The 21,074-nt window shown below is 63.1% G+C and carries 21 protein-coding genes; 6 read left to right on the top strand and 15 right to left on the bottom strand.

The genetic code is table 11. The features are described from left to right. Window positions 1–17 precede the first annotated feature (17 nt). The 6 genes from AZL_RS01230 to AZL_RS01215 all read right to left on the bottom strand — a co-directional run bounded on the left by AZL_RS01230 (window position 18) and on the right by AZL_RS01215 (window position 8,843). Window positions 18–875: a hypothetical protein gene (locus AZL_RS01230; RefSeq protein WP_012972855.1), complete on the bottom strand. Its 858-nt coding sequence runs from the start codon at window positions 873–875 to the stop codon at window positions 18–20. Beyond that, window positions 872–1,012 carry a hypothetical protein gene (locus AZL_RS36185; protein WP_158305953.1) on the bottom strand — a complete coding sequence of 47 codons (141 nt, stop codon included), beginning with the start codon at window positions 1,010–1,012 and terminating at the stop codon, window positions 872–874. Before AZL_RS36185 ends, AZL_RS01230 begins: the two co-directional genes overlap by 4 nt. A gap of 50 nt (window positions 1,013–1,062) precedes the next feature. Next, complete coding sequence (locus AZL_RS35200) at window positions 1,063–2,439, bottom strand: hypothetical protein (RefSeq protein WP_012972854.1); 1,377 nt, start codon at window positions 2,437–2,439, stop codon at window positions 1,063–1,065. A gap of 6 nt (window positions 2,440–2,445) precedes the next feature. Then, window positions 2,446–5,169 carry a site-specific DNA-methyltransferase gene (locus AZL_RS01225; RefSeq protein ID WP_042442304.1) on the bottom strand — a complete coding sequence of 908 codons (2,724 nt, stop codon included), beginning with the start codon at window positions 5,167–5,169 and terminating at the stop codon, window positions 2,446–2,448. A 66-nt stretch (window positions 5,170–5,235) separates the two neighbouring features. Continuing rightward, complete coding sequence (locus tag AZL_RS01220; RefSeq protein WP_012972852.1) at window positions 5,236–5,796, bottom strand: hypothetical protein; 561 nt, start codon at window positions 5,794–5,796, stop codon at window positions 5,236–5,238. A gap of 11 nt (window positions 5,797–5,807) precedes the next feature. Continuing rightward, complete coding sequence (locus AZL_RS01215; protein ID WP_012972851.1) at window positions 5,808–8,843, bottom strand: BPTD_3080 family restriction endonuclease; 3,036 nt, start codon at window positions 8,841–8,843, stop codon at window positions 5,808–5,810. Between the two features lie 220 nt (window positions 8,844–9,063). Between AZL_RS01215 and AZL_RS01210 the strand changes: the two genes are divergently transcribed. Continuing rightward, window positions 9,064–9,402, top strand: a complete 339-nt coding sequence (locus AZL_RS01210) for a hypothetical protein (protein WP_042442302.1) — start codon at window positions 9,064–9,066, stop codon at window positions 9,400–9,402. Window positions 9,403–9,556: 154 nt separating this feature from the next. Here AZL_RS01210 and AZL_RS35195 read toward each other — a convergent pair whose 3' ends face one another. Continuing rightward, window positions 9,557–9,862 carry a hypothetical protein gene (locus AZL_RS35195; protein ID WP_148219154.1) on the bottom strand — a complete coding sequence of 102 codons (306 nt, stop codon included), beginning with the start codon at window positions 9,860–9,862 and terminating at the stop codon, window positions 9,557–9,559. Window positions 9,863–9,927: 65 nt separating this feature from the next. Here AZL_RS35195 and AZL_RS01200 point away from each other — a divergent pair, with 65 nt between their 5' ends. After that, window positions 9,928–10,338 (top strand): gamma-glutamylcyclotransferase family protein, encoded by a 411-nt coding sequence (locus AZL_RS01200; protein ID WP_012972849.1) that lies wholly within the window; start codon window positions 9,928–9,930, stop codon window positions 10,336–10,338. 22 nt (window positions 10,339–10,360) lie between these two features. Then, complete coding sequence (locus tag AZL_RS01195; protein ID WP_012972848.1) at window positions 10,361–10,921, top strand: dual specificity protein phosphatase family protein; 561 nt, start codon at window positions 10,361–10,363, stop codon at window positions 10,919–10,921. Window positions 10,922–11,811: 890 nt separating this feature from the next. Here AZL_RS01195 and AZL_RS35190 read toward each other — a convergent pair. From AZL_RS35190 to AZL_RS01185, 3 genes are all read right to left on the bottom strand, one after another. After that, a complete protein-coding gene (locus AZL_RS35190) occupies window positions 11,812–12,141 on the bottom strand; it encodes a hypothetical protein (RefSeq protein ID WP_148219153.1) in 330 nt (109 codons plus the stop codon). Window positions 12,142–12,365: 224 nt separating this feature from the next. Beyond that, complete coding sequence (locus AZL_RS01190; protein WP_158305952.1) at window positions 12,366–13,910, bottom strand: tyrosine-type recombinase/integrase; 1,545 nt, start codon at window positions 13,908–13,910, stop codon at window positions 12,366–12,368. Between the two features lie 452 nt (window positions 13,911–14,362). Further along, window positions 14,363–14,812 carry a hypothetical protein gene (locus AZL_RS01185; RefSeq protein ID WP_012972846.1) on the bottom strand — a complete coding sequence of 150 codons (450 nt, stop codon included), beginning with the start codon at window positions 14,810–14,812 and terminating at the stop codon, window positions 14,363–14,365. Between the two features lie 569 nt (window positions 14,813–15,381). On the opposite strand from AZL_RS01185, the gene AZL_RS01180 reads away from it, so the two are divergent. Further along, window positions 15,382–16,371: a 2-hydroxyacid dehydrogenase gene (locus AZL_RS01180; RefSeq protein WP_042442296.1), complete on the top strand. Its 990-nt coding sequence runs from the start codon at window positions 15,382–15,384 to the stop codon at window positions 16,369–16,371. A 53-nt stretch (window positions 16,372–16,424) separates the two neighbouring features. Here the strand turns inward: AZL_RS01180 and AZL_RS01175 are convergent, their stop codons facing one another. The 4 genes from AZL_RS01175 to AZL_RS01160 form a co-directional block, all read right to left on the bottom strand. Beyond that, the gene (locus AZL_RS01175; RefSeq protein WP_042442293.1) at window positions 16,425–16,898 is read right to left on the bottom strand and encodes a MarR family transcriptional regulator; all 474 of its coding nucleotides are present in this window, start codon (window positions 16,896–16,898) and stop codon (window positions 16,425–16,427) included. Window positions 16,899–17,074: 176 nt separating this feature from the next. Further along, window positions 17,075–18,622 (bottom strand): lysozyme inhibitor LprI family protein, encoded by a 1,548-nt coding sequence (locus tag AZL_RS01170; protein ID WP_042442291.1) that lies wholly within the window; start codon window positions 18,620–18,622, stop codon window positions 17,075–17,077. 97 nt (window positions 18,623–18,719) lie between these two features. Beyond that, window positions 18,720–19,364, bottom strand: a complete 645-nt coding sequence (locus tag AZL_RS01165) for a PAQR family membrane homeostasis protein TrhA (RefSeq protein WP_042442289.1) — start codon at window positions 19,362–19,364, stop codon at window positions 18,720–18,722. 141 nt (window positions 19,365–19,505) lie between these two features. Continuing rightward, a complete protein-coding gene (locus tag AZL_RS01160; RefSeq protein WP_148219152.1) occupies window positions 19,506–19,775 on the bottom strand; it encodes a ribbon-helix-helix domain-containing protein in 270 nt (89 codons plus the stop codon). A gap of 118 nt (window positions 19,776–19,893) precedes the next feature. Here AZL_RS01160 and AZL_RS01155 point away from each other — a divergent pair, with 118 nt between their 5' ends. Continuing rightward, window positions 19,894–20,085, top strand: a complete 192-nt coding sequence (locus AZL_RS01155; RefSeq protein WP_042442287.1) for a hypothetical protein — start codon at window positions 19,894–19,896, stop codon at window positions 20,083–20,085. A gap of 74 nt (window positions 20,086–20,159) precedes the next feature. Here AZL_RS01155 and AZL_RS01150 read toward each other — a convergent pair whose 3' ends face one another. Then, window positions 20,160–20,345 carry a hypothetical protein gene (locus AZL_RS01150; RefSeq protein ID WP_042442285.1) on the bottom strand — a complete coding sequence of 62 codons (186 nt, stop codon included), beginning with the start codon at window positions 20,343–20,345 and terminating at the stop codon, window positions 20,160–20,162. A gap of 167 nt (window positions 20,346–20,512) precedes the next feature. Here AZL_RS01150 and AZL_RS01145 point away from each other — a divergent pair, with 167 nt between their 5' ends. Continuing rightward, window positions 20,513–21,046 (top strand): SH3 domain-containing protein, encoded by a 534-nt coding sequence (locus AZL_RS01145; protein WP_042443354.1) that lies wholly within the window; start codon window positions 20,513–20,515, stop codon window positions 21,044–21,046. Window positions 21,047–21,074 lie beyond the last annotated feature (28 nt).

The following is a 21,074-nucleotide window of genomic DNA, read 5'->3' as shown; positions in this document are numbered from 1 at the left end:
GTTTCTTGCCGGTCACGTCACCAGTTCCATCCCGCCGCCCGCAGCACGGCGTCGATGCGGGGGGAGCGGATCGGTATGGGAGTCAAGCGTTCCGGGTCATCGTCGTCCGTCCGACGTTCCCAAGCCGGATCCAAGGTATCGCGTTCGACCGAGGCGAAGTCCCAATGCATGTAGGCGCGGGCGAACGCATCGCTCTCCCACAGTGCCACCAGGGGGCAATATAGGCCCGCCAGCAGGGCGATTCGGTCGATGCGGATGTCCAGCGCCATCGACCGGCCGTCCCACCCCTCTTCCACCACGAAGCGGACGCGGTCGCCCTCCGCGAAGCAGTGGAAATCCACATACCAGCCTTCGACATCCATGGAGATGCGGCCAAAGCTGCCCCCGGCCAACCGCTCCAACCAGTTGAGAAGGGCGGGAATGGGATCGAAGACCTCGCTCATCGAGAACTCGATGACGCGCTCCCCGGCGCGGATCGTCGTGTCGATCCAGCCGACATCGGGCAGCGCATAGGTCACGTCCAGCCGGTCCACGTTGAGGGTCGGGCCGGGAAAGCGCCGGTCGCGTTCATGAGATGCATGCCAGCAATCCGCCCCGGCGTCATACCCCCAGCCCGCGCGATAGGCGGTGTCGTGGAAACGATTGCTTGGCGTGAACGGTTCATCCGCCGGAACGCGGAGCGTCCAGTGCTCGATTTCGACCAGTTCGGCAACCGCCATGCCGCGTTGCGCCAGCGCCTCCCGGAAGCCGTCCGCGTCCTGGGTGCTTTCCTCCAGATGCCAGCCGTCCCGGCCAACGATGCGCGCGGCAAGAAGCCTGACGGTTACCTCCTGCTCGGGCAGGTTGAGATTGCCTCCGTTGCGTGGCTTGGTCACGGCGTTTCCCCAAGGCTGTCGGGGTGATCGGCAAACGCCGCGTCAATGCGGGCCGAGCGGACGGGGCAATGGATGCCATCGGCCGCCGTCAGCCGCGCCGGAAAGTCGGTGAAGGGGATCGCAGCGCGGAAGTCCATGACGGAATCGCGTTACGGAGCGAGGACAGTGGCACTTTCACTCGGGCACCCTAGTCTTTTTTCTTTTCTCGCTTTGGTTTTTCAGCCGTTTTTGTTTCCATATGACAAAGCGGAACAGATGTCCCGAGCTTCCAATTCCAATTCCCTGTTCTATCAGTTTTCACAGTCAAGAGCCGAGCCTTTCTTTTGCACTGATTGCAGTACGCGCAAGTTCTGTTCTCTATTTTTTTGAATTGGTTCAGTTTTGTTTTGTGGTGCCCACCATTTCTGACAAACACGACATCATCAAGTTTCCAACCATCAAGAACCGTATAGGCATGATCGTTCGTTGAGGAGCCATGATGAGGCGCTGTAACCAAGTATCTTCGCTTGCCCAATGCCTCCGGCGGGTCGAAATCGCCGGAAGGAGCCTTCTCGCCAAACGCTAGGCGAGAGTCGGCAAGAAAGAGCACTCCCGGTTCACGTTCAGTTTCAACACGATGAACAACCAGAGACTCAACATTGTATTCAGATAAATATAGGCAGTAAACGACATCGACAGGCGCCACCCCTCTTGGCGGACTCGTGACCTCAACTGCATTCACAGGATTGAGAAATCCTTTATACCCAAAGCTCGGATTTTTGGTTTTCTCATAGAGACCAAAATCGAACCACCTCACCTTGATATCATTTTTCAGGCATAGAGTAGCTATCTTTCTTATCTCTTCAGCCGTATCTATGACAGAACGCAATATTTTTGTTGCAACTATTGCGGTAATTTTTCTGCCAAGAAGCTTCTCCCACAGCAGAAAATCATAATCACCATACAATTTTTCTTCCACAATTTTATATATATCATCGACGACATCATCTTCGTCATCCCTGGAAGAAATAGACTCAGCCTCTTCGGCACTTATCCCAAATGCTTTAGAAGCAAGCCCTCTCTCAGCTTCTCCACGGAGCATCACTTCAATATACTTTTCTAATATTCTGCTTTTATCAAACTTCTCGTATATGTCAGCAGAGACTCTATCAGAATATTCTTCAAGATCACTTACGATATGCTCGGCGAGAGAGATCGATCCATCTCTTATGGTCGATAGAAATTTAAGTGGCTTCGTGACCACTTCCGGGAACGCGGCGGCCCATTTTCCCGGAAGCCAAACTTCACCAATTTTCTTTCCGGCGCCGCACCAAGACTCGATAAGATGCGAAAATCCTCCAGAGTGATCGCCGTCCTTATGGCTGCAAATCGCGACATCTATAAGGTCAAATTTTCCAATCTCATTAATGTTCTTTGCCAACGAGGCGACAACGGAGCGCGCGCCGACCTTTTCTTTAGTATATCCGGCATCGAATAAAATATTCCAGGTCTTGCCCCCGTGATCCGTACGAAGAAGAAATGCCTCGCCGGGTCCAACATCCAATGCGTGAAAAGAAGAAGACATGTCTGATCACTCCACCGAAAACACCTTCATCACCTCGTCGCCGAGATGGTTGATAACCTTTACCGCGATGCGGCCGGACGACGGTTTGTCGAAGGGGCGGCTGGTGTCGCTGTTCAGGGACGCCCAGGCTTCGGCGTCGATCTCCGCCTTCAGGGTCGTGCGCAGGGACTTGTACGGGTCGGACGCGCCCAGGAAATAGGCGTGGCGGACGAAGAAGCTCTCCTCATTGTAATCGGTGTCGATGAACCAGACGGCGATGGTGTCGGGGCCGCCCGATTCGATCTCGCCGGTGGAGGGGTGGAAGACGTCGATGCCCTTGATCCTCACCCGCAGGCGGCCGTCGGCGTCCTTCAGGATGTCGAGGTCGGGTTCGCCGAACACCACGAACAGGTTGCCCGACCCGGTCGTCTTCAGGTCGCCGCCCATATGCAGGTCGGGATTCATCCGCGCCTTCAGCACCGGGATGCGGCCCAACTTCTCGAAATCGGCGGATTGGGCGTCGTAGTTGAAGGCGCAGGCCACCACCACGTCGAACCCGGCGTCGCCCGCCTCGCGCGCAGCCGCCACCAGATCGGCGCGCGCCACCGTGCCGAACTCCGGCCCGATCAGGATGCCCGCGCGGCGTTCGCGCTCGCCCTCCATGTAGCGCCCTTCGGCGGCGATGAAGTCACCCGGCCAGGGGGTCAGCGCGGTGAAGGCGATGCGGTCCTGCTTGTGCGCCTGCTGCACCCCGGCGGCCCGCAGATTGTCGAGGATCATCGCCGCAAAGTCGTCCGGTGCGAGGTCGGACGGCTTGCGCTTGCCCTCGGCCGCGTCGAGCAGGTCGATCAGTTCGTCGTCCTCGTCCACCGCCAGCACGCGGTGCGGCGACAGGCTTTCCACCGTGAAGGGACCGGCGACGCGGACCTTGTCCTTGTCGACATAGGGCTTGTCGTAGAGATACTCGAACTCCGCCTTGGCGGAGATCGAGGCGTCGATGTCGCGCTGGCGCTTGATGCGCAGCGTCCACCAGTCTGCGTGGAGCGCCTTGGCCGCCTGCGGCCAGCCCTCCTCCGCCGCGCGGGGGATCTGCCATTCCTCCCAGCCGGTGCCGAGCGCCGCGTTCAGTTGGGCGCGCAGCGGCTCCAGGGCCTTCTGCGCCTCCTCCCAGATCACGTCGATCTCGGCGTTGTTGGCGATGGATTTCAGGGTGATGTGGGGCACCCGTTCATAGACGAAGCCCAGGCGGATGTCGCCGCGCGTGGGGGCGTCCTTGGGCGGGGTGCGGGTGATCTCGCCTTCCCTGATCTGGCCCTCGCGGCTGTCGGCCAGCAGGTAATAGGGATAGCGCGCGCCCATGATGCGGGCGCGGGCCAGCGCCAGCGCCACCCGCGAGGTGTCGATGGTGATCCACCGCCGCCCCCATTGCTCGGCGACATAGGCCGTCGTCCCCGACCCGCAGGTGGGATCGAGCACGAGGTCGCCGGGGTCGGTGGTCATCAGGATGCAGCGCTGCGCAACAGCGGGACTCGTCTGAACAACATATACTTTTCCTGGACTTCCTGCGGTATCAGTCCAAATATTCGTGATTTCATAAGCTGGAAAGTCGTCGATATATCTTACGTACCTCAAAGTACGACCGGCCAAACGCACTCGCCCGGCTCGCGTAAGCAGCCGGAACCCCTCCTCGCCCGTCTTCCAATAACCACCACTGGGTAGAAAATTACGCCCATTGTACGAAACGGGGAAGCTCCCAGGCGGACGCGAAGATGTCAGACTGGTTAACTGGTAAACTCGGCCGAATTCGTCTGTTTGATCATACCTGGCACCGGATCCGTGGCCAATTCCCAACTCTTTCGATTGGAATGGTTGTCTGTATTTCGTTATTTCTTTATTTTTACCATACCAAAGAACGTAATCTTGGACTGAAGATAGAAACTCACTCGTCTGGCCGCCCGTTTTTTGAAATGTAATCTCCGATATGAAGTTTTCTTCTCCAAAAATTTCATCGAGCAATGCACGGACACGATGAATGTTGGCATCGCCGATCTGGACGAAGATCGACCCGCTGTCGGTCAGCAGGTCGCGGGCGACGGTCAGGCGGTCGCGCAGATAGGTCAGGTAGGAGTGGATGCCGTCGCGCCATGTGTCGCGGAAGGCGCGCACCTGCTCCGACTCGCGGGTGATGTGGTCCCTGTTGCCGTCCTTCACGTCGCGGCTGGTGGTGGACCACTGGAAATTGCTGTTGAACTTGATGCCATAGGGCGGGTCGAAATAGATGCACTGGACCTTGCCGCGCAACCCCTCGCGCTCCGCGAGGCTCGCCATCACGGCAAGGCTGTCGCCCAGCACCATCCGGTTGGTCCAGTTGGAGTCGTGGCGGTAGAACTCGGTCGCCACATCCTTGGCGGGCAGGCCGTTGAAATCGGCGAACAGGTCGAAATTGCTGCCCTTGGGCTTGTTGGCGTCGGCCCGCGCGCGGGTTTCACGCTTCAGTTCCTCGATCAGAACCTTCGGGTGGACCTTCTCCTGGATGTAGAGCGGCGGGGCCTGGACGATCAGGTCCGACCAATCCTGGTCATCCTTGCCGCGCCACACCAGTTGCGGATCGAGATCGCGGTTGCGCCGTTCATAGGCGACGCGCACGGGCGCCTTGTCGGCCTCGTCCATCACCGACTGCAACTCCGCCGTCGGGATCAGCCGCCGCTTGGCGTCGGTATGACGGATGGTCTCGATCTTCTTTTCGGCCATGCCCGGTCTCACTCACTTGAACTGAAGATTGAAAAATGGGGATTTCAGCAAGACTACCGCCTCACATCATCTTTTCCCTTCCCCGTTCTTCTTTTTCTTCATGATCTTCAAAAACTCATCTTTTTGATCGTTCGGGGCAAGAACATCCTGGACATTGCCGATGAATACCCGCTTTCCCTGCAAGATTTTCTTGCAAATGGCTGCATTCTCGCCCCGCTCCGTGTAATTGAGTTGGCGAACGCTCTTATAGGCAGCAACCAAGCTATCGAGAATTTCGTGCCGATGACCACGGTACGCGGCTTCCTTGTGCTGTCCATACTCGACCTTGTAGTTCGGAAAGTACCACCGTCCACGGTCGATCAAGGATGACAGGGCAACAAGAATCCGTTGGCGCTGCACAAAGAAGCTCTCTCCATCACACCTTGTCGGATCAAGATAGGACAGGTGGCAGGCTTCGGTAAGCACGTCGCAACAACTGTCCGCCCACGCCCTAAGACCATTAAAATATTCGACCTGAAGCGTAAGGCGCTCGACCGGCCGTGCCGTGATCCTGTCCCAGGCGACAAACCCAGCAGCAATGAGGGCAACAATAACCGAACCCAGCGCAAAAATGGCCTCGTAGGACATTATTTTAACCTTTACACCACGGTCTCGGAAATAAAGCCATCCACCAGCGCCGCGAACGCTGTTTCCATCTCATAGACGGCGGTGAACTCGACGAAGGCCCAGCGGCCGAAGCTGCCCAGGTTGTTCACCCCCGGCACCCAATAGGCGCGCATGGTGTCCGCCTTGTCCTTGGCGTCCTCGCCGCGATAGCCCTTGACCTCGACGATCAGGTTCAGCGGATCTTGCGCGCCGCGCCCGTCGTCGATGCGGACGATGAAGTCCGGTAGGTAGCGGCGCGGGGTGGAGCCGTGGCGATACGGCACCTCGAAGCCCAGGACGTGGTTCTTCACATAGGACAGGACGCGCGGATGGGCTTCCACCACCCGGCACAGTTCCGCCTCCCAATCACTGTCGCAGACCACCCAATTGATGTGGCATTTGCGCGGGTCGGTCTGCCAGCGCGTGGTCTTCGACGTGGTGAAGCTGACGAAGGCGGTGGAGCCTTTGGGGTTGTAGCTGTCGAGCACCGCCTTGACCGGCCGGTCGCCGACATGCGCCAGCGTGATGGCGGCGGTGATGCGCTCCGCCGCCATGTCGGCGATCTCCCGGTAGATCACCTGCGCCGGGTAGGTGCCGCCGGTGCAGCGCAGATAGCCGCCGTCAAGCCATTGCTTGGTGATCCGCTTCAACTGGCCGAACAGGTGGAGCTTCGGCTCCGCGCCCGGATCGCGGAACTTCTGGAACAGCAGATGGCGGGCCAGATGGAAAAGGATGGTGGACTGGCGCATGTCCTCCAGATGGGCGACGGTCAGGTCCACGCCCTCGCCGATGATGCCCCGGTTCTGGGTGACGGACGGGCCGACCAGATCGGGGTTGAGGTCGAGCACCGAGTCCGGGCCGAAGGCGGCGGTCAGCCGCTCCTCCGGCAGTTCGACGCGGTAGCCCTCGACGCGGGGGAAGGTGATTTCCAGCGCGTCGCGGTCGGGGCGGACCGCCTGGACCGTCACCGTCTCGCGCGGCTTGGCGGGCGGGGCGATGACCGGCTTGGCGTTGAAATTGAACGGCACGCCCAGCACGTCGGCATATTCGACGTTGAACAGCCCTTCGCCGTTCAGGTCGTAGGACTGGCGCCGCAGGGCGCGGCCGACCACCTGTTCGCAGAGCAACTGCGTGCCGAACGCGCGGACGCCCAGCACATGGGTGACGGTGTTGGTGTCCCATCCTTCCGTCAGCATGGAGACGGAGACGACGCAGCGGATCGACTCGCCGAGCTTGCCCTTCTTGCCGACGGTGTTCATCACCTCGCGCAGAAGGTCTTGGTCGGTGATCGCCTCGCCCTTGCGGATGTCGCCGGTGCGCTCGACAATCTCGCGGCGGAACCGCTCGATCTCGTCGCCCGCCAAGGCGCGGAAATCCTTGTCAAGCGCCTCGCCGGACTCCAACTGTTCGCTGTCGATCAGCAGGGTGCGCGGCCGGGCCAGCCGGTTGCCGAACTCGTCGAAATTGCGGAACAGGGGCAGGCGCCCGTTCTCCAGCGTCGCCGAGCCGTCGGGGTTGGGACGGTGGAAGCCGGAGATGTAGTCATGCACCAGCTTCGATGTGGCGGTGTTGTTGCAGACGACGATGAAGACCGGCGGCACGCCGATCCCCGCCTGCTCCCACAGGTCGAAGGTCTTGGCGTAATGGCCGTAGAGCGCCTCCAGCGCGGTCTGAAGCTCCACCGGGATCGCCAGCGGGTCGAGCGTCTTGCCAGCACCGCGCCCGGCCTTGGGCATGCGCTTGCCGATGTGGGTCCACAGGTCGCGGAACTTCGGCACGTCGGCGCCGGGGATGTTGTCGGCCACCGGCACGCGGGGCAGCTTGACGATGCCGCACTCGATGGCGTCCATCAGCGAGAAGTCGCTGACCGTCCACGGGAACAGGGTTCCCTCGGCGTAGCCGGAGCCGTTCAGGAAGAAGGGCGTGGCCGACAGGTCGTAGACGGCGCGCAGGCCCAGCTTGCGCTTGACCGTCTCCAGCCCGGAGATCCACAGGCGGGCGGCCTCGTTGTTGCGCTTGGCCTCGTCCTTCTCGTCGCCTTTCAGGTCGGCGACGCCATCGGTGCCGCCCTGTTCGGGGGGCTTCTCGCGGTAGCAGTGGTGGGCCTCGTCGTTCAGCACGACGATGCTTTTCAGGCCCATCAGGTCCGGCATCACGCGCTGGAGCATCTGGCCTTCGGTTTCCAGCGTGTCCAGATCAGGGCCACGCCCCTTGAGCAGCGCGCGCCCGACCTTCGAAACCTCCATGCGCTCGCGCCGCTTGAAGGCGTGGTAGTTCGTGATGACGATCTTGGCCCGCTCGATGTCGGCGAGCATGTCGCCCGGAACGATCTCGCGGTTGCGGTAGTAGCTCTCGGGGTCGTTGGGGAGCAGCACGCGCAGCCGGTCACGAATGGTGATGCCGGGCGCCACGATCAGGAAGCCGCGCGAGAAGGACTTGGCGTTCGGGTGCCGGACGGCGTTGACCGTCTGCCACGCGATCAGCATCGCCATGACGGTGGTCTTGCCCGCGCCGGTGGCGAGCTTCAGCGCCATACGCAGCAGTTCCGGGTTGGCCTGCTGGTTGGCACGCTTGATGTGCTGCCAAATCTCGCCGCGCTGCGGGGCGACCTCGGTCAACCAGATCGCGGTTTCAACCGCCTCGATCTGGCAGAAGAAGGGACGGACGCCCTGAAACGGATGGTGGCGCCAATGCTGGAGCAGGCGGGCGGTTTCCGGCGTCACGCCCCAGTCGTTGGGGTTGGGCAGCCGCCGCCAGGATTCGACCTCGTTGCGGATCTTGTTGATGTAGGGGGTTGGATTGTACTCCTGCCCGTCATGGGTCAGGTTGGCCGTGTGGTCGAGGTCGAGGTTCGCCTGGGTCGGGCTGCGACGCTTCTTGGTCTTCGGGATCGGGCTGATGAGTTCCGAGCGGCGGCGATGCTCGACGATCCGGTTCGTCGGCTGGCCGTCGGCGTCCAGTTCCCAGTGGCGGGCGGGGTAGGCATAGGGCGAGTTCAGGATCGGCCGCTCGAAAAACGCTTCGCTCATACCCCTGCCACCGGATTAGCCAAAAATTGCGGCTGGAGCATGCCACCGTCGGAACTGCAAGAGCAAGTGCAACCGGCTGGTGCAATTCGCGCCACGGTCGTCGCGACGCGCCTCGGCATGGCCGCTTGATCCGGGGGATGGGCTGTATGCGCCAACCTATGGCGGCGGAGTGCAGGGCGCGCTTGGCTAAATACCGGAAACAGCCGCCAGGACGCCACCCATGACCCTTTCCGACATCACCCGCCGCATCGCCACCCGACATGGCCTCCGTTGGGGGTTCGTCAGCGACCGGGAGCGGCAGGCAACGCCGCACACCGTCGATCAGATCGGCCTGTCCTTCGACGCGATGGGACACCCTTTCGCGCGAGCGCATGGCGCACGGGTGGGCTGGTGCCGGAAGTTCATCGACGCCGAATGGCACGTCGAACCGCTCCAGCGTGTCCGTGGGGAGGACGTCGGCCGCCGCTTCCGCTTCGAGCGTGAAGAGGATGCGCAACACTTTCGTCGCCGATTTCCCCTCCTCGCAGTGCTTGACGCCACACCGGCTGCTTGTCGATGAACTGTAACCACGCGGAGACGCATTCTCTGTTTTGACGTTGAAGCGATACAGCGCGATCACCGGATGTCTATCCCGGCGAATATTGAAGGATTAGGCGCGATATGGTACACTCTCCGCCATGACACCTTCCGGTCCGCTTCAACATCCCCCCTCTTCACCAAAGGCATCGGACCCCGACGACCGGATCGAGCAGGCGGTTAAGGCTCGCAACGATCTTCGGCGGGGTGTTCTCCCATTGCTCGATGAGCAGACCGAGATCGCGCGGGCGCGAGCGGTGATGCGGCGACGGGAGTTCGAGGGGGTGAAGGAGGCTCATCGTCCGGTCCTCGATCAGTTCATGCGCGATACGCTCGCCGAGTTTCGCCGTGAGCGCGGCCCCCGGTTTGGTGACAGTTTCGGCGCGCACTACCTCGTGTCGCTCATCGCCCATCGGCGCTTTGACGAGTATCTGGAACTGCACGGAATTCGGCCCTCCGAGGGTGGCGACGGCGCGGTGAACGGGAAGCCTTCCGACGGAGAACCAGCATGACCGCTCAGATTGAACGGGTGTTCGTCTACGGCTCGTTGAAGCGGGGCTTCCACAACCACCATTTCCTTGAGGAAGCGACCTTCCTGGGCGGGGCCACGACGGCGCGCAGCTTCGATCTGTGGTCGCTCGGCGCCTTCCCGGCGGTAACACAGCCGGGTCGGTTCCACGTTACCGGCGAGGTGTATGGCGTCGACCGCGACACGCTGTCCGAACTCGACCTGCTCGAAGGGGAAGGCATCCTGTACAAGCGCGAGGCGACGGAGGTCTCCGTCGGCGAACGGAGCACCCTGCGCGCCTGGATTTACGTGCTGCTGCACCGCGAGCCGGGAATGCGGCCGATCCAGCCGCTTGCGTGCGGGATCACCAAGGCATGGAGCGAGCGGCACGCCATTCTGCTGTCGGCATGACCTGCAATCAGAAGGTTGATCGATGATCGTCACGCCGCGCACCAGCACGTCTCATCCACTGGAAATCGCGACAGTTGTCGTACCGAATGGGGGCGCCGTCGGTTTTTCGATGTGCCCAGGCCGCAAGGATGCCGACCCCGTCAACGGCGGCTGGAACCGGAATATCGACCTGGATCTGGCGCATATCACTCAATGGGGTGCAACCATGGCAATTGGCCTTTTGGAGGCCCGCGAGGTCCGATGCCTTGGCGTGGGCTGTATACCAAATTTGGCAGAACGGGCGGGGATCGACTTCCTTTGGCGGCCGATCTCCGACGGCGGCGTCCCCGAGGACGACGACCCGCAATGGTCCCACATCGCGGAGCGCGCCCGGGGGCATTTGGGCCATGGCGGCCGGGTGCTGTTCTTCTGCCGTGCCGGACGGAGCCGCAGCGCGATGAGTGCCGCCTGCCTTCTGATCGACCTTGGAATGCACGCCGATGACGCCATCGCCGCCGTCCGAGCCGCGCGTCCCGGCGCGCTGCAATCAGCAGAGCAGGTCGGGTATGTTCATCGAATGGTAGACGATCTCGCCCACGTCTGATCTTGGCCGGGCCAATGACCCTGCGAAGTAAATTGACCAATTGGCGAAGGGTCGAGTATAAATACTTGTGTCCATGGGAAATGACCGCATCCCAGCGGTAAAACGCAGACCGGGTTTTTTGGACCGGCGAGTATGAGGCAGGACAGCCGACAAGTCGGACTTACACGGGTCATGACATCCGAGGTAAGAAACGGCCGCTTGGCGAAACAATTTTCGCGAAAGGCAAGAAATCAAGAGGATAGTTCTGTCTTCGCTTTGACAACTATCCGCATGCGCGTGGTCCTTCCATCGCTGCGCGCATGAGCTTGCGATCCAATCGCATAACCGTTTGGCAACAACGTTCACCGAGGCGCAAGGCCCCGGCCGACGAGCGGCGTCCACCATCTCCATGGTCCGACCGCCCGGCCGATCAGCCCCGAGCTTCCACGACAACTTGGAACGTGCCGAGAGCGGGCCGTCACACGCTGTTACCGGGAAACCACCAGCACCGCCATAAACGCGGTCGCGGCTGATGGAACAACTGACAAACTCAGGGTGCAAAATTCTCCCCCGCTGCTGAACCATGACGAGTGTGTTCAGCGCGGGGGGATAAAATGCAACATAAATCTAGGGTGACAGGAGAGTTCGATTGAACGGAATGCCAAGCAAGACAATTCACGCGACGTCGAGCGAATGCGAGCATCGCGAGCATTCCGCGAAGACGAAGCGTGAATTGTAGGTGGACGCGAGCGAGCGTGCGAGCGAGTGGACGCCTCCTTGACATGTAGATGTGGTCATCATGTGGTGATCTGATCCACCAGATCAGAAACCAACGAGAGATCGCTCCGTCCGAGACATCATTCGCCGATCTGGGCATGGAGCGCTCGAAACACCCCATGCCGAAATGCACGTCAATGGCTTGCTACGTGTGCCGCCACATCCCCGCTGGACCGACGCGATCCACCAGGACGCCACGCGGAGGGATCCCGATCTGGAACCAGCGGCGCGACATCGGGAGAGATGGTCTTGCGCGCCAGTTCGCGTTCATGCCACGCCGCCACCTCATGATAGGGCCAATACCGGCGACCGGTTTTGGTGTGCCGATGGGGGCGTGGAAACGGGTTCTCTGACATCGGTCGGTTGAGGTAGCGGTGGAGCGTGGTACGGCTGGCCACGATGCCACGCAACTTCAGTTCAGTACTGTCAACCCATCCGCTCTCCGCTTGGATGGTCTGGTTCATGCTCATGTCAAATCCCGGCGGCAATGTACCGCATCAGGGTTTCGGTGCCTCGCGGCTCCGGCGTCTGCGGCCGCAATCCTCCAATGGAGCGAAAGCATTTCTGGCCTGTCCGCCGCCATTCGGCAGCTTCGTCTTCCAACCGAGGAGGACTCACAGCGGCCGCGAGGGTCGCTGGGGGTGGAACGCAAGTGGACTGTATCACCCTCCGTCCCTGAAACACAAAATCATTCGCTTAACCGAAGCCCCAAGATGTTCGCCTCGACTGAACCGCCCGATTCTTGTCTTCGACGTCGCAGTTCAGTCTCAACCTCCTCAAGGATCAGATCCTGCCACCGTGTCAGCAGAGCCAGCATCGGCTCAATCCGGCGGCTCTGGTCATACCGCCACGTCACGCCAAGCTGGTTCTCCAAAGCATGCGACAGAAGGCGGCTGACGATGCTCGGTTCGGCGTTCAGGCGATCACCAACCTCCGTTGCGAATGCCGTCCGGAAGTCATGGATGTTCCAGTGTTCCGGCAGGCCGTTGCACCGCTCCCGGAGTCGCACCATCAAAGATTGCCAACCCGCGAAAGATGTGCGCCCTGCGGTGACGGAAAACACGAAGTCTCCGCCCACGCCCTTGAACTTCCTCATCTCTTCCAACATCGCGACCGCCGACGGCGGCAGAGGCATCATCTGCGGTCTCTTACCTCCGTTCATCCGCTCCGCCGGGATATCCAGCCTTGGCCCAGTGAACGCCGTGACATCGAACTGGACGACATTCGACCCGGTTTCCAATCCGTTCACTTCGCCCCAACGCAAGCCGGTCACCTCTTCCCGCCGGAGCGGCAGGAGCAGGAGCAGACGAATCAAGTTCCGCACATGCGGCGGCTCGTCAGTAACAGCAATCCAGATGCGCGCAAGATGCCCGGCCCGCAGTACGCGCTTGGTCCCGGCATCAAGCCGAGCCTTGCTTGGTTCGACAGGAATCGGGCGCCTTACCAGCGGTGCGGCGCCAGAGGGCAACACCCCTTCTTCCGTTGCCCACCGGAGAAGGCTATTGATCTGGGTGTAGACGCGGTTCGGCATCACCGACACCCGCCGCTTCGTGCCATCATGCTGCCTGTTGCGCCCGTTCGGTGCTTTCGATGACCTGCGCTCGACCACAGGCCCGTCCGCTTTGGCCGAAGCCTTCTTCTTGAGGGACGCAAGCAGGTCAGACAGATCCTTCTGCGTCACATCGATCAAGCGGTGCTGACCAAGCACCAGCAATACGTGATTGCGGAACATGCCTTCCACGTTCTTCACGTAGGCCGGTTTCCGGCCGATCCCGGTAAGATGGTCCACGAACTGCTTCACCGCCTCGGCGACGGTGGTCGTGGACATCGGGGTAAATGCCGCGCTTGTCACGGTGGGATCTCGACCGATGCTAACCTGCGCCGACGCCTCCATTGCTTTCTGACGAGCTTCGTTTACGTTCGACGCATCAAGTCGCATTGAGCGGAAACGACGCCTTCCTCCGGCCTCCGGCTTCGGACGCCATTTGAAGTAGAACGACCGGCGCCCATTCGGAAACACCCGAGCGACCAGCCCCGCCACCTTGGAATCCGTGATATCGACGGGGCTGACCAAATGCTTGGCCGCAAGATCATCCAGCTTGCGATCTGTCAGGCTGGTCTTCCTTTCCTTCCGAGGGAGCCCAACCGACGCCAACGCTTTCGTTCCGTTCGCTCCATCGCTACCGGCTGGGGAGATCGTGTCGTCGTCCACCGGGAGATCGCTGCTCTGCATGTGTTTCGTCCAAACCTGCCTGGGTACAAGCTCCATGGCACAGGCTGTGGCACATCAAAGCCACATGCACGGCCGCGTTCCACCCCTGTATCGCACAAGCGCCATCCGAGAACCAATATTCATTTCAAACGGTTGTGGAGAACAGGGGAATGCAGGCGGGACATCGCCGGTACACATCTTTCAAGTCTCCCAGACGTGAAGCCTCCCTGTTCAACTCGCCGCTAATCCAATGGGTTAGCGGCGGTTTTTTTATGTGGGCAGGGGTTGGAGGAACCGCACGGCCTTGGCTGGCCGCTTCTCCCCAGCGCCCTCGGCAGACACATCGCGAGCAGGTGCTCATCCGCCTGCTGGTCATGACGCCGTTCTCCAACGGGCCGGCCCCTTGGAACGATGCCCCCGCAGTGGCCCGATGACGGGCGGGACCAAGTGATCACGCCCGTCGAACTGGCAGATTAGAACGGTACCCCGCCATTGACCGGGATTGCGTATTCGGAGACGGTGGAACCCCCGGTTCCGGTCGTCTGCCGCACCCCATGCGCCACGAGCGCCACCGGATCATCCTCACCGGCCCGGTTGGTCCAGTCAATCACACCGAAACCGTAGTTGGCAGGCAAACCGCTGATGGCGAACGTCGCAGAACGCTTGCCCGCCAGTTCACCGCTGGCCGGCAGATCATAGGTGGTTACACCGGTCGTCAGCGGCGTCCCGGTCTTGTCGTAAAATTTGGCGGTCACGGTCACCGGTCGGTCCGTGACGTTGGCGACCGTGACCGTCGTGTAAAAAGTGCCCGACACGACACCCAGGTAGGGGAGATAGGCCCGTCCGCCGCCCGCATGCGCGGCCAGAGGAGAAAGGGCGACGAGGGCCAGAGAAAGCGCGGATGCCAGAAACTTCCTGTTCATGGGTCCTCCAAAATGGTTCGCGGCAAATCGGGCCGCAGAATGGACGCTCTCTCATCCGTTGATGGTCGGGAGCGAATGGCGGGAGGATATCGTTCCCGAAATGTTTCTTGGGATCTGTTTGCAAAGATGCTTGCTAAGTAACTGATATGAATTAGAAAATTAAGAATTCTTAATCATTCGCCGCGAGACGCCGCAGACCAATGGAACCGCTGGGAACCGACAGGACCGCATGACATCACGTCCTGGGGCACGATCTCCCAGACGTGAAGCCTCCCTGTTCAACTCACCGCTAATCCAATGGGTTAGCGGTGGATTTTTTATATGCGCAGGGGTTGGGGGAGGACGGGAAACAACACCCCCCGGCCCGGAAGTCACCTCCTCGCCGATGCCGCCGCCCTATCCTGCGCCGCCCGATCCGCGGCTGCGGCCCGCTCCCGCTCCCGCAGGGCGGACTTTCGCGACGGACTTCTGGACAGTCCAACAACCGCTTGGTATGGCAACCATGGACCGGTGCAGCCCAGCAGGACCAAGAGATGCGGGCGGGCCGGGGCAAGGGAGGACCAGCACCGATGACCGACAAGAAAAAGCCGCTCGTTGTCGTCACCCGCAAGCTGCCGGACGTCATCGAGACACGGATGATGGAGCTGTTCGACACCCGGCTCAATCCGGACGACGTGCCGCTCACCGCCGCCCAGATGCAGGAGGCGATGGCCATCGCCGAGGTGCTGGTGCCCACCGTCACCGACCGCATCGACCGCGCGCTGATCGAATCCGCCGGGCCTCAGCTGCGGCTGATCGCCTCGTTCGGCACCGGCGTCGACCATATCGACCTCAAGGCGGCGCGCGAGCGCGGCATCATCGTCACCAACACTCCCGGCGTCCTGACCGAGGACACCGCCGACATGACCATGGCGCTGCTGCTGGCCACCGCGCGCCGCGTGGCGGAGGGCGAGCGGCTGGTCCGTTCCGGCCAGTGGACCGGCTGGGGGCCGACCACCATGCTGGGCCACCGCATCAGCGGCAAGCGGCTGGGCATCCTGGGCATGGGCCGCATCGGCTCGGCGCTGGCCAAGCGGGCGCGCGCCTTCGGCATGTCGATCCACTACCACAACCGCCGCCGCGTCCATCCGGAACTGGAACAGGAGTTGGAGGCGACCTATTGGTCCAGCCTGGACCAGATGCTGGCGCGGATGGACATCGTGTCGATCAACTGCCCGCACACGCCGGCCACCTACCATCTGCTGTCGGAGCGCCGGCTGAAGCTGTTGCGCCCGCATTGCTACATCGTCAACACCTCGCGCGGCGAAGTGATCGACGAGGTGGCGCTGACCCGCATGCTGTCCAAGGGCGAGATCGCCGGCGCCGGTCTGGACGTGTTCGAGCATGAGCCGGCGGTCAACCCGAAGCTGCTGCGGCTGGACAATGTCGTCCTGCTGCCGCACATGGGCTCCGCCACCATCGAGGGCCGCATCGACATGGGCGAGAAGGTGGTGATCAACATCAAGACCTTCACCGACGGCCACACCCCGCCCGACCGCGTCCTCGAAGCACTGCTGTAAGGGAAGCGCCCTTTCCCCGCCGGCCGGGGAAAGGGCGGATCAAAAAGGACGGATCAGGGTGCCGAGGCTTCCAGGGTGGCTTCAACCGCGGCGGTCGCCTCCCGCAGCGGCATGCCTTGCAGTTCCGACTGCAATCTTGCCTTGGCGGTCGCGGCCAACGCCTCGTCGGCCTCGACGCGGATCATGTCCTCCGCCGTGACGGCGCCGGCGGCGATCACCAGCTCGGCGAAATCGGACAGATAGACGCTGCCCTTGACCGTGCGCTGGACCAGCACGTTGCGCTTGTCCTCCGCATCGCGCTTGCGCTTGACGAAGCCCAGAACCGACAGGCGGTCGAGCGCGCGGGTCACCGCCGGTTTGGAAATATTCAGGAAGAGCGCCAAGCCGCGCACGGTGTGCGGCGGGTCGGTCAGATAGACCTGGAGAAGGATCGCCAACTGCCGCGCCGACAGGTCCGGCGCGTCCTTGCGGACGCTGGCGACCAGCGCGGTGCGCCACAATCCGAGCGCCTTGAGGTTCCGTGCCATGCCTTCCCCCGAAAGCCGCGCCCGGTTCCGCGACCGTGGCACGCGCGGAGAAGTGTCGCCTACCCGAACGATGCAGGCAAGACTTTCGCGTTCACGGACGAAAAGCGTCCGCCCGAACCCTTCCCCCACCGGCCTCCCGCCGGCCTGTCCATGCCGGCGGGAGCTGCGGGCCCGGCCTATTTGCCGTCGCGCTTCAGGACCATCGGCTTGGCCGTGCCGGTGACCAGCAGGTTGCCGCCGGCCAGCGGAACGACCGTCAGGCTGCCGCCGGCCGATACCGGGGCCAGGCTGACAGCCTGCTGGGCGGCGTTGGCGGCGAGCTTGACGTCCTTCGGGGCCTCCTTGGGATCGAAACCGGCATCCTCGCCCTGGCCGGCGACGTCATAGCCGCTGCATTCCTTGCCGACGCAGATGCTGGCCGCGTCGATGCGCGCCTTTCCGGCTGGCGCGTCGAAGGGCGCATCCCCGGCGCCGCCGCCGCTCCAGCTCCAACCGCCGCGCAGCCAGTCGGGGAGGCGGGTATCCTTCTGGAGCTCCAGATTGTCGGTGATCAGCCCGATGCCGCCGTTCAGCCCCTGGGCCGCGACCGCCTCGGCCACGCGGCGCGCCTCGGTGGTGGCGATGCCGTAACGGGCGGCGATCTGCGGCGTCCAGGCCGCCACCGCCGCATCCACCGCCTTGCGCAACCCGTCGCTCCAGCCGGCGGCGATCCAGCGCGGGTTGGACCAGCCGGCGGTGGTCTTGAGCAGATCCGCCAGATTGGGCGCACCGGCGAGGAACAGGCGGGGATCGACGGCCGACTTCACGCGGTCGATCCCCATCTGGCGGTATGTGGCGAAGCGGATGGTGCCGGTGCGGTTGGAGGCGGCCTCCATCATCGGGGCGAGCTGGTCCTCCACACTCTTCCAGACCGGGGCGCCGAGCAGGGCCTTGTCGTCGGGGCAGGCGGGTTCGGCGCCGAAATTGTCGCGGTTGCTGCCATAGAGCGGCTCCATCGCCTTCCAGGCCGCCGCCCCGCGCCGCTCCATCACCGAACAGGGCCAGGCCATCGCCAACTCGTCGCTGACGACGCGCAGAGCGGTGAGGAAGCCCTCGTCGGTGGCGATGTCGACGCCGGCCGCCGTCTCTCGGGCGAAGGAATCATCGATGCCGGCGACGGCCTCGCGCAGCAGCCCCTCCGCCTTGGCGCGGTCGGGGGAGGGGCCGAAGCGCAGCAGATAGGCGCTCCACCCCTTGCCCAGCCCGCCGCGGATCTCGGCCAGCCGCTTGGCGGCGCCGGCCGGATCGCCGGCGATGCCGTCGACGATGGCGGTGAACGCGGCGACCGCCTTGGGCATCGACTCGGACAGGGCGGTGCGCCGGGCGTCCAGGATCGGGCCGAGACAGGCGCCGGGTGAGGATGCCGTGGCGCATTGGTTGCGCTGACCCAGCCATGCCCGCTGTTCCGCCCGCAGCCGGTCGCGGTCGGCGGCGCCGGACAGATCCTGGAGCGCCTTGTAGCTGTCGGCGATCTCCTTGTCGGCATCGCCCAGCTTGGGATCGGCGCAAATGGCCTTTTCCACCGGTGTGGAAGCCGCCTTGCAGTCGAAGGACGGCTCCGCCCGCGCCGTACCGGCCCCGACGATGCCCGCGACCATCATCGAGATGGTCAGCGCCGCACCGGCCAGCATCGCGCCGCCGGCCGCGCCGGCGATCGATGACGTTCGTTTATTCCTCTTGTCCATCTCTGCCCGGCCCATCATGCCTTCCTGGGACTGTGATGCGCGGAAGATACGGAATCCGCCGCGTCTTGTCCCCGGCTTGTGAGCCCTTCCCACCCCGTCAGAGGCAGGCCATGACCACCGCGGCGAAATGGCAGGCGGCGGCGGCCAGCACCATCAGATGCCAGATCGCGTTGTGGTAGGGCATCCGGTCCATCAGGTGGAAGGCGACGCCGACGGTGTAGAGCAGCCCACCGCCGACCAGCAGCCACAGGGCCGGCGCCGACAGCACCGATCCCAAGGGTTCGAGCGCGGTCACCACCGCCCAGCCGAGCCCGAGATAGAGCGCCAGCCCCAGCCGGTCGAACCGGCCGGGAAAGCGCAGCTTCAGCGCGGCGCCGACGGCGGCCCCTCCCCAGACGGCGCCGCCCAGCCCGATCCCCTGGCCCAAACCGAGCGTGAAGGGGGTATAGGTGCCGGCGATCATCACGAAGATCATCGCATGGTCGACCCGCCGCAGCAGCGCCTTGCCGAAGCCGGGCGGAGCGAGGTTGTAGGCGGCCGATGCCGTCAACATTCCCACCAGCCCCAGCCCGTAGACGGTCAGCGCCAGCGCCGTATGGAGCGGAACGGTTCCGGAAAACAGGCCGGCCTCCAGCAGCCAGAGAAAGCCGGCGATCCCCGCCGTGACCCCGATGGCATGAACGGCGGCATCCGCCCGCCGTTCGCCGACGCTGTAGACGGGAAACTGCTGGACATCCGGCATTGGCGCACCGCTTGGCTCGACGCAAGGAAGGATGGCGGCCACCTGAAGGGGCCTTGCGTCGAACATGGGGTGCCGGCCGGGGTCGCGCCACGGGCCCCCTCCGACGGAGAGCGCGCGGGCGAAGACGACCGGAGCGGCGGCTTATTCGGCGGCGTAGGCCACGGTCGCCGGCAGACGCAGGCGCGGCATCGGCTCCGACAGGGCGGCGGCCCTGCGGAAATAGCACAGCGCATAGACGCGGACGCAGCCGGTGAGATTGTCGCTGTCCCGGCATTCGGCGTCGATCTTCGACACCAGTTCGCTCAGCGTCATGTTCTCGCGGGTGCAGATTTCCTCCAAGGAGTCCCATTCCACCGGCATCAGCTTCATGCTGGTCCGCTTGCCGTTCACTCTGATGTTGCGCATGTGCATGGGAGAGCCCCTCCGTTGCTGATGCATAAATGGGTATGCGATGCAACGGGAGGCGCGCAGTGAAGTTGTTCACAGTCGAAAGGACAGCGCCCGGAGCGGACCGCGATCGGAGGTGGAGATGACACGAAACGATGCCTTGCGCGCCATCATGCGGGAAGCCGCGGCGGCACGCTCGTCCTTATGCGAGAACGAGTTGATCATCCGGCTGGACAACATCCTGGCCATCGCGCGCTCAGCGCTGGAGGAACCGGATGAGGACGAAATGCCGCACCCTCGGCAGGAAGCGGGGCGACGGGTTCCCCGGCCATGAACGCCGCGCCATGAACTTTGCGCCATGAACTTTGCGCCATGAACCTTGCGCCATGAACTCCACGCCGCGGGCGCTCAACGCGCCTCCACGCCGCCGCAACTCCGTTGGCGGGCCAGCAGGCAATCCTCGTTCTTCGACTGCTGCATCAGGGCGCCCATCAGCCAATAGCCCAGCCCCAGCACGATGATGATCGCCACGGCGGCCCCGAGATTCGCCGCCATGCGCGTCCGGTTGTCGTCGGGCGGTTGCTGGTCGTTCATGGCGCGATCCTACTCCCCGCAGGCCCGGGGTGACCAGTGCCGGGCAAGGCCGGCGGCAAATGAACCGGTGCGGGTGGAGGGGAGGGAGCCGCGCTTGCCCAATCGAACGGGTGGTCACTATAGTGCGGCCCGGTTTCCCGTTCCCGTCCGTCAGCCCCGGTGCCGCCATGCCTGTCCGCCGCTCCGTCCTCGCCGCTCTGGCCCTGATCATGGGGTTGGGGGTGGGGCTTGTCGCGGCCGGCGGCGATGCCGCCCTGGCGGCGGAGAGCAAGGATCCGACCCATGCCTCGGGATTGCCGATCCCCCGCTTCGTCACCGTGCGTGTTGGCGAGGTCAATCTGCGCTCCGGCCCCAACGGCAGCTATCCCATCGAGTGGGTCTTCAAGCGCAAGGACATGCCGGTGGAGATCATCCAGGAATTCGACACCTGGCGCCGCATCCGCGATTGGGAAGGGGCGGAGGGCTGGGTGCACCAGAGCGCCCTGTCCGGCCGCCGCGGCGTGCTGATCGTCGGCCAGACCCGCGCGATCTACGATGCGCCGCGCGGCGACAGCGCCGTCGTGGCGCGGGCCGAACCGGGCGTCATCGGCTCGCTGAAGAAGTGCCGCGACGACTGGTGCGAAGTCGATGTGAAGGGCTATCGCGGCTGGATGAAGCGCGCCGATTTCTGGGGCACCTACGCCGGCGAGAAGATCGACTGACCCTTCGCCCGATGGGGATGGCCGTCTT

The sequence above is a fragment of the Azospirillum sp. B510 genome (assembly GCF_000010725.1).
Classification (GTDB): domain Bacteria; phylum Pseudomonadota; class Alphaproteobacteria; order Azospirillales; family Azospirillaceae; genus Azospirillum; species Azospirillum lipoferum_B.
Note: the sequence above shows the minus strand (reverse complement) of the source record. Positions and strands in the feature narration are given on the sequence as shown.

Excerpts from the sequence above, each read along its gene's own strand:
- AZL_RS36185 (WP_158305953.1), bottom strand. The coding sequence starts at position 1,012 with ATGGACTTCCGCGCTGCGATCCCCTTCACCGACTTTCCGGCGCGGCTG.
- AZL_RS35200 (WP_012972854.1), bottom strand. The coding sequence starts at position 2,439 with ATGTCTTCTTCTTTTCACGCATTGGATGTTGGACCCGGCGAGGCATTT.
- AZL_RS01225 (WP_042442304.1), bottom strand. The coding sequence starts at position 5,169 with ATGGCCGAAAAGAAGATCGAGACCATCCGTCATACCGACGCCAAGCGG.
- AZL_RS01220 (WP_012972852.1), bottom strand. The coding sequence starts at position 5,796 with ATGTCCTACGAGGCCATTTTTGCGCTGGGTTCGGTTATTGTTGCCCTC.
- AZL_RS01215 (WP_012972851.1), bottom strand. The coding sequence starts at position 8,843 with ATGAGCGAAGCGTTTTTCGAGCGGCCGATCCTGAACTCGCCCTATGCC.
- AZL_RS01210 (WP_042442302.1), top strand. The coding sequence starts at position 9,064 with ATGACCCTTTCCGACATCACCCGCCGCATCGCCACCCGACATGGCCTC.
- AZL_RS01200 (WP_012972849.1), top strand. The coding sequence starts at position 9,928 with ATGACCGCTCAGATTGAACGGGTGTTCGTCTACGGCTCGTTGAAGCGG.
- AZL_RS01195 (WP_012972848.1), top strand. The coding sequence starts at position 10,361 with ATGATCGTCACGCCGCGCACCAGCACGTCTCATCCACTGGAAATCGCG.
- AZL_RS35190 (WP_148219153.1), bottom strand. The coding sequence starts at position 12,141 with ATGAACCAGACCATCCAAGCGGAGAGCGGATGGGTTGACAGTACTGAA.
- AZL_RS01190 (WP_158305952.1), bottom strand. The coding sequence starts at position 13,910 with ATGCAGAGCAGCGATCTCCCGGTGGACGACGACACGATCTCCCCAGCC.
- AZL_RS01185 (WP_012972846.1), bottom strand. The coding sequence starts at position 14,812 with ATGAACAGGAAGTTTCTGGCATCCGCGCTTTCTCTGGCCCTCGTCGCC.
- AZL_RS01180 (WP_042442296.1), top strand. The coding sequence starts at position 15,382 with ATGACCGACAAGAAAAAGCCGCTCGTTGTCGTCACCCGCAAGCTGCCG.
- AZL_RS01175 (WP_042442293.1), bottom strand. The coding sequence starts at position 16,898 with ATGGCACGGAACCTCAAGGCGCTCGGATTGTGGCGCACCGCGCTGGTC.
- AZL_RS01170 (WP_042442291.1), bottom strand. The coding sequence starts at position 18,622 with ATGGACAAGAGGAATAAACGAACGTCATCGATCGCCGGCGCGGCCGGC.
- AZL_RS01165 (WP_042442289.1), bottom strand. The coding sequence starts at position 19,364 with ATGCCGGATGTCCAGCAGTTTCCCGTCTACAGCGTCGGCGAACGGCGG.
- AZL_RS01160 (WP_148219152.1), bottom strand. The coding sequence starts at position 19,775 with ATGCACATGCGCAACATCAGAGTGAACGGCAAGCGGACCAGCATGAAG.
- AZL_RS01155 (WP_042442287.1), top strand. The coding sequence starts at position 19,894 with ATGACACGAAACGATGCCTTGCGCGCCATCATGCGGGAAGCCGCGGCG.
- AZL_RS01150 (WP_042442285.1), bottom strand. The coding sequence starts at position 20,345 with ATGAACGACCAGCAACCGCCCGACGACAACCGGACGCGCATGGCGGCG.
- AZL_RS01145 (WP_042443354.1), top strand. The coding sequence starts at position 20,513 with ATGCCTGTCCGCCGCTCCGTCCTCGCCGCTCTGGCCCTGATCATGGGG.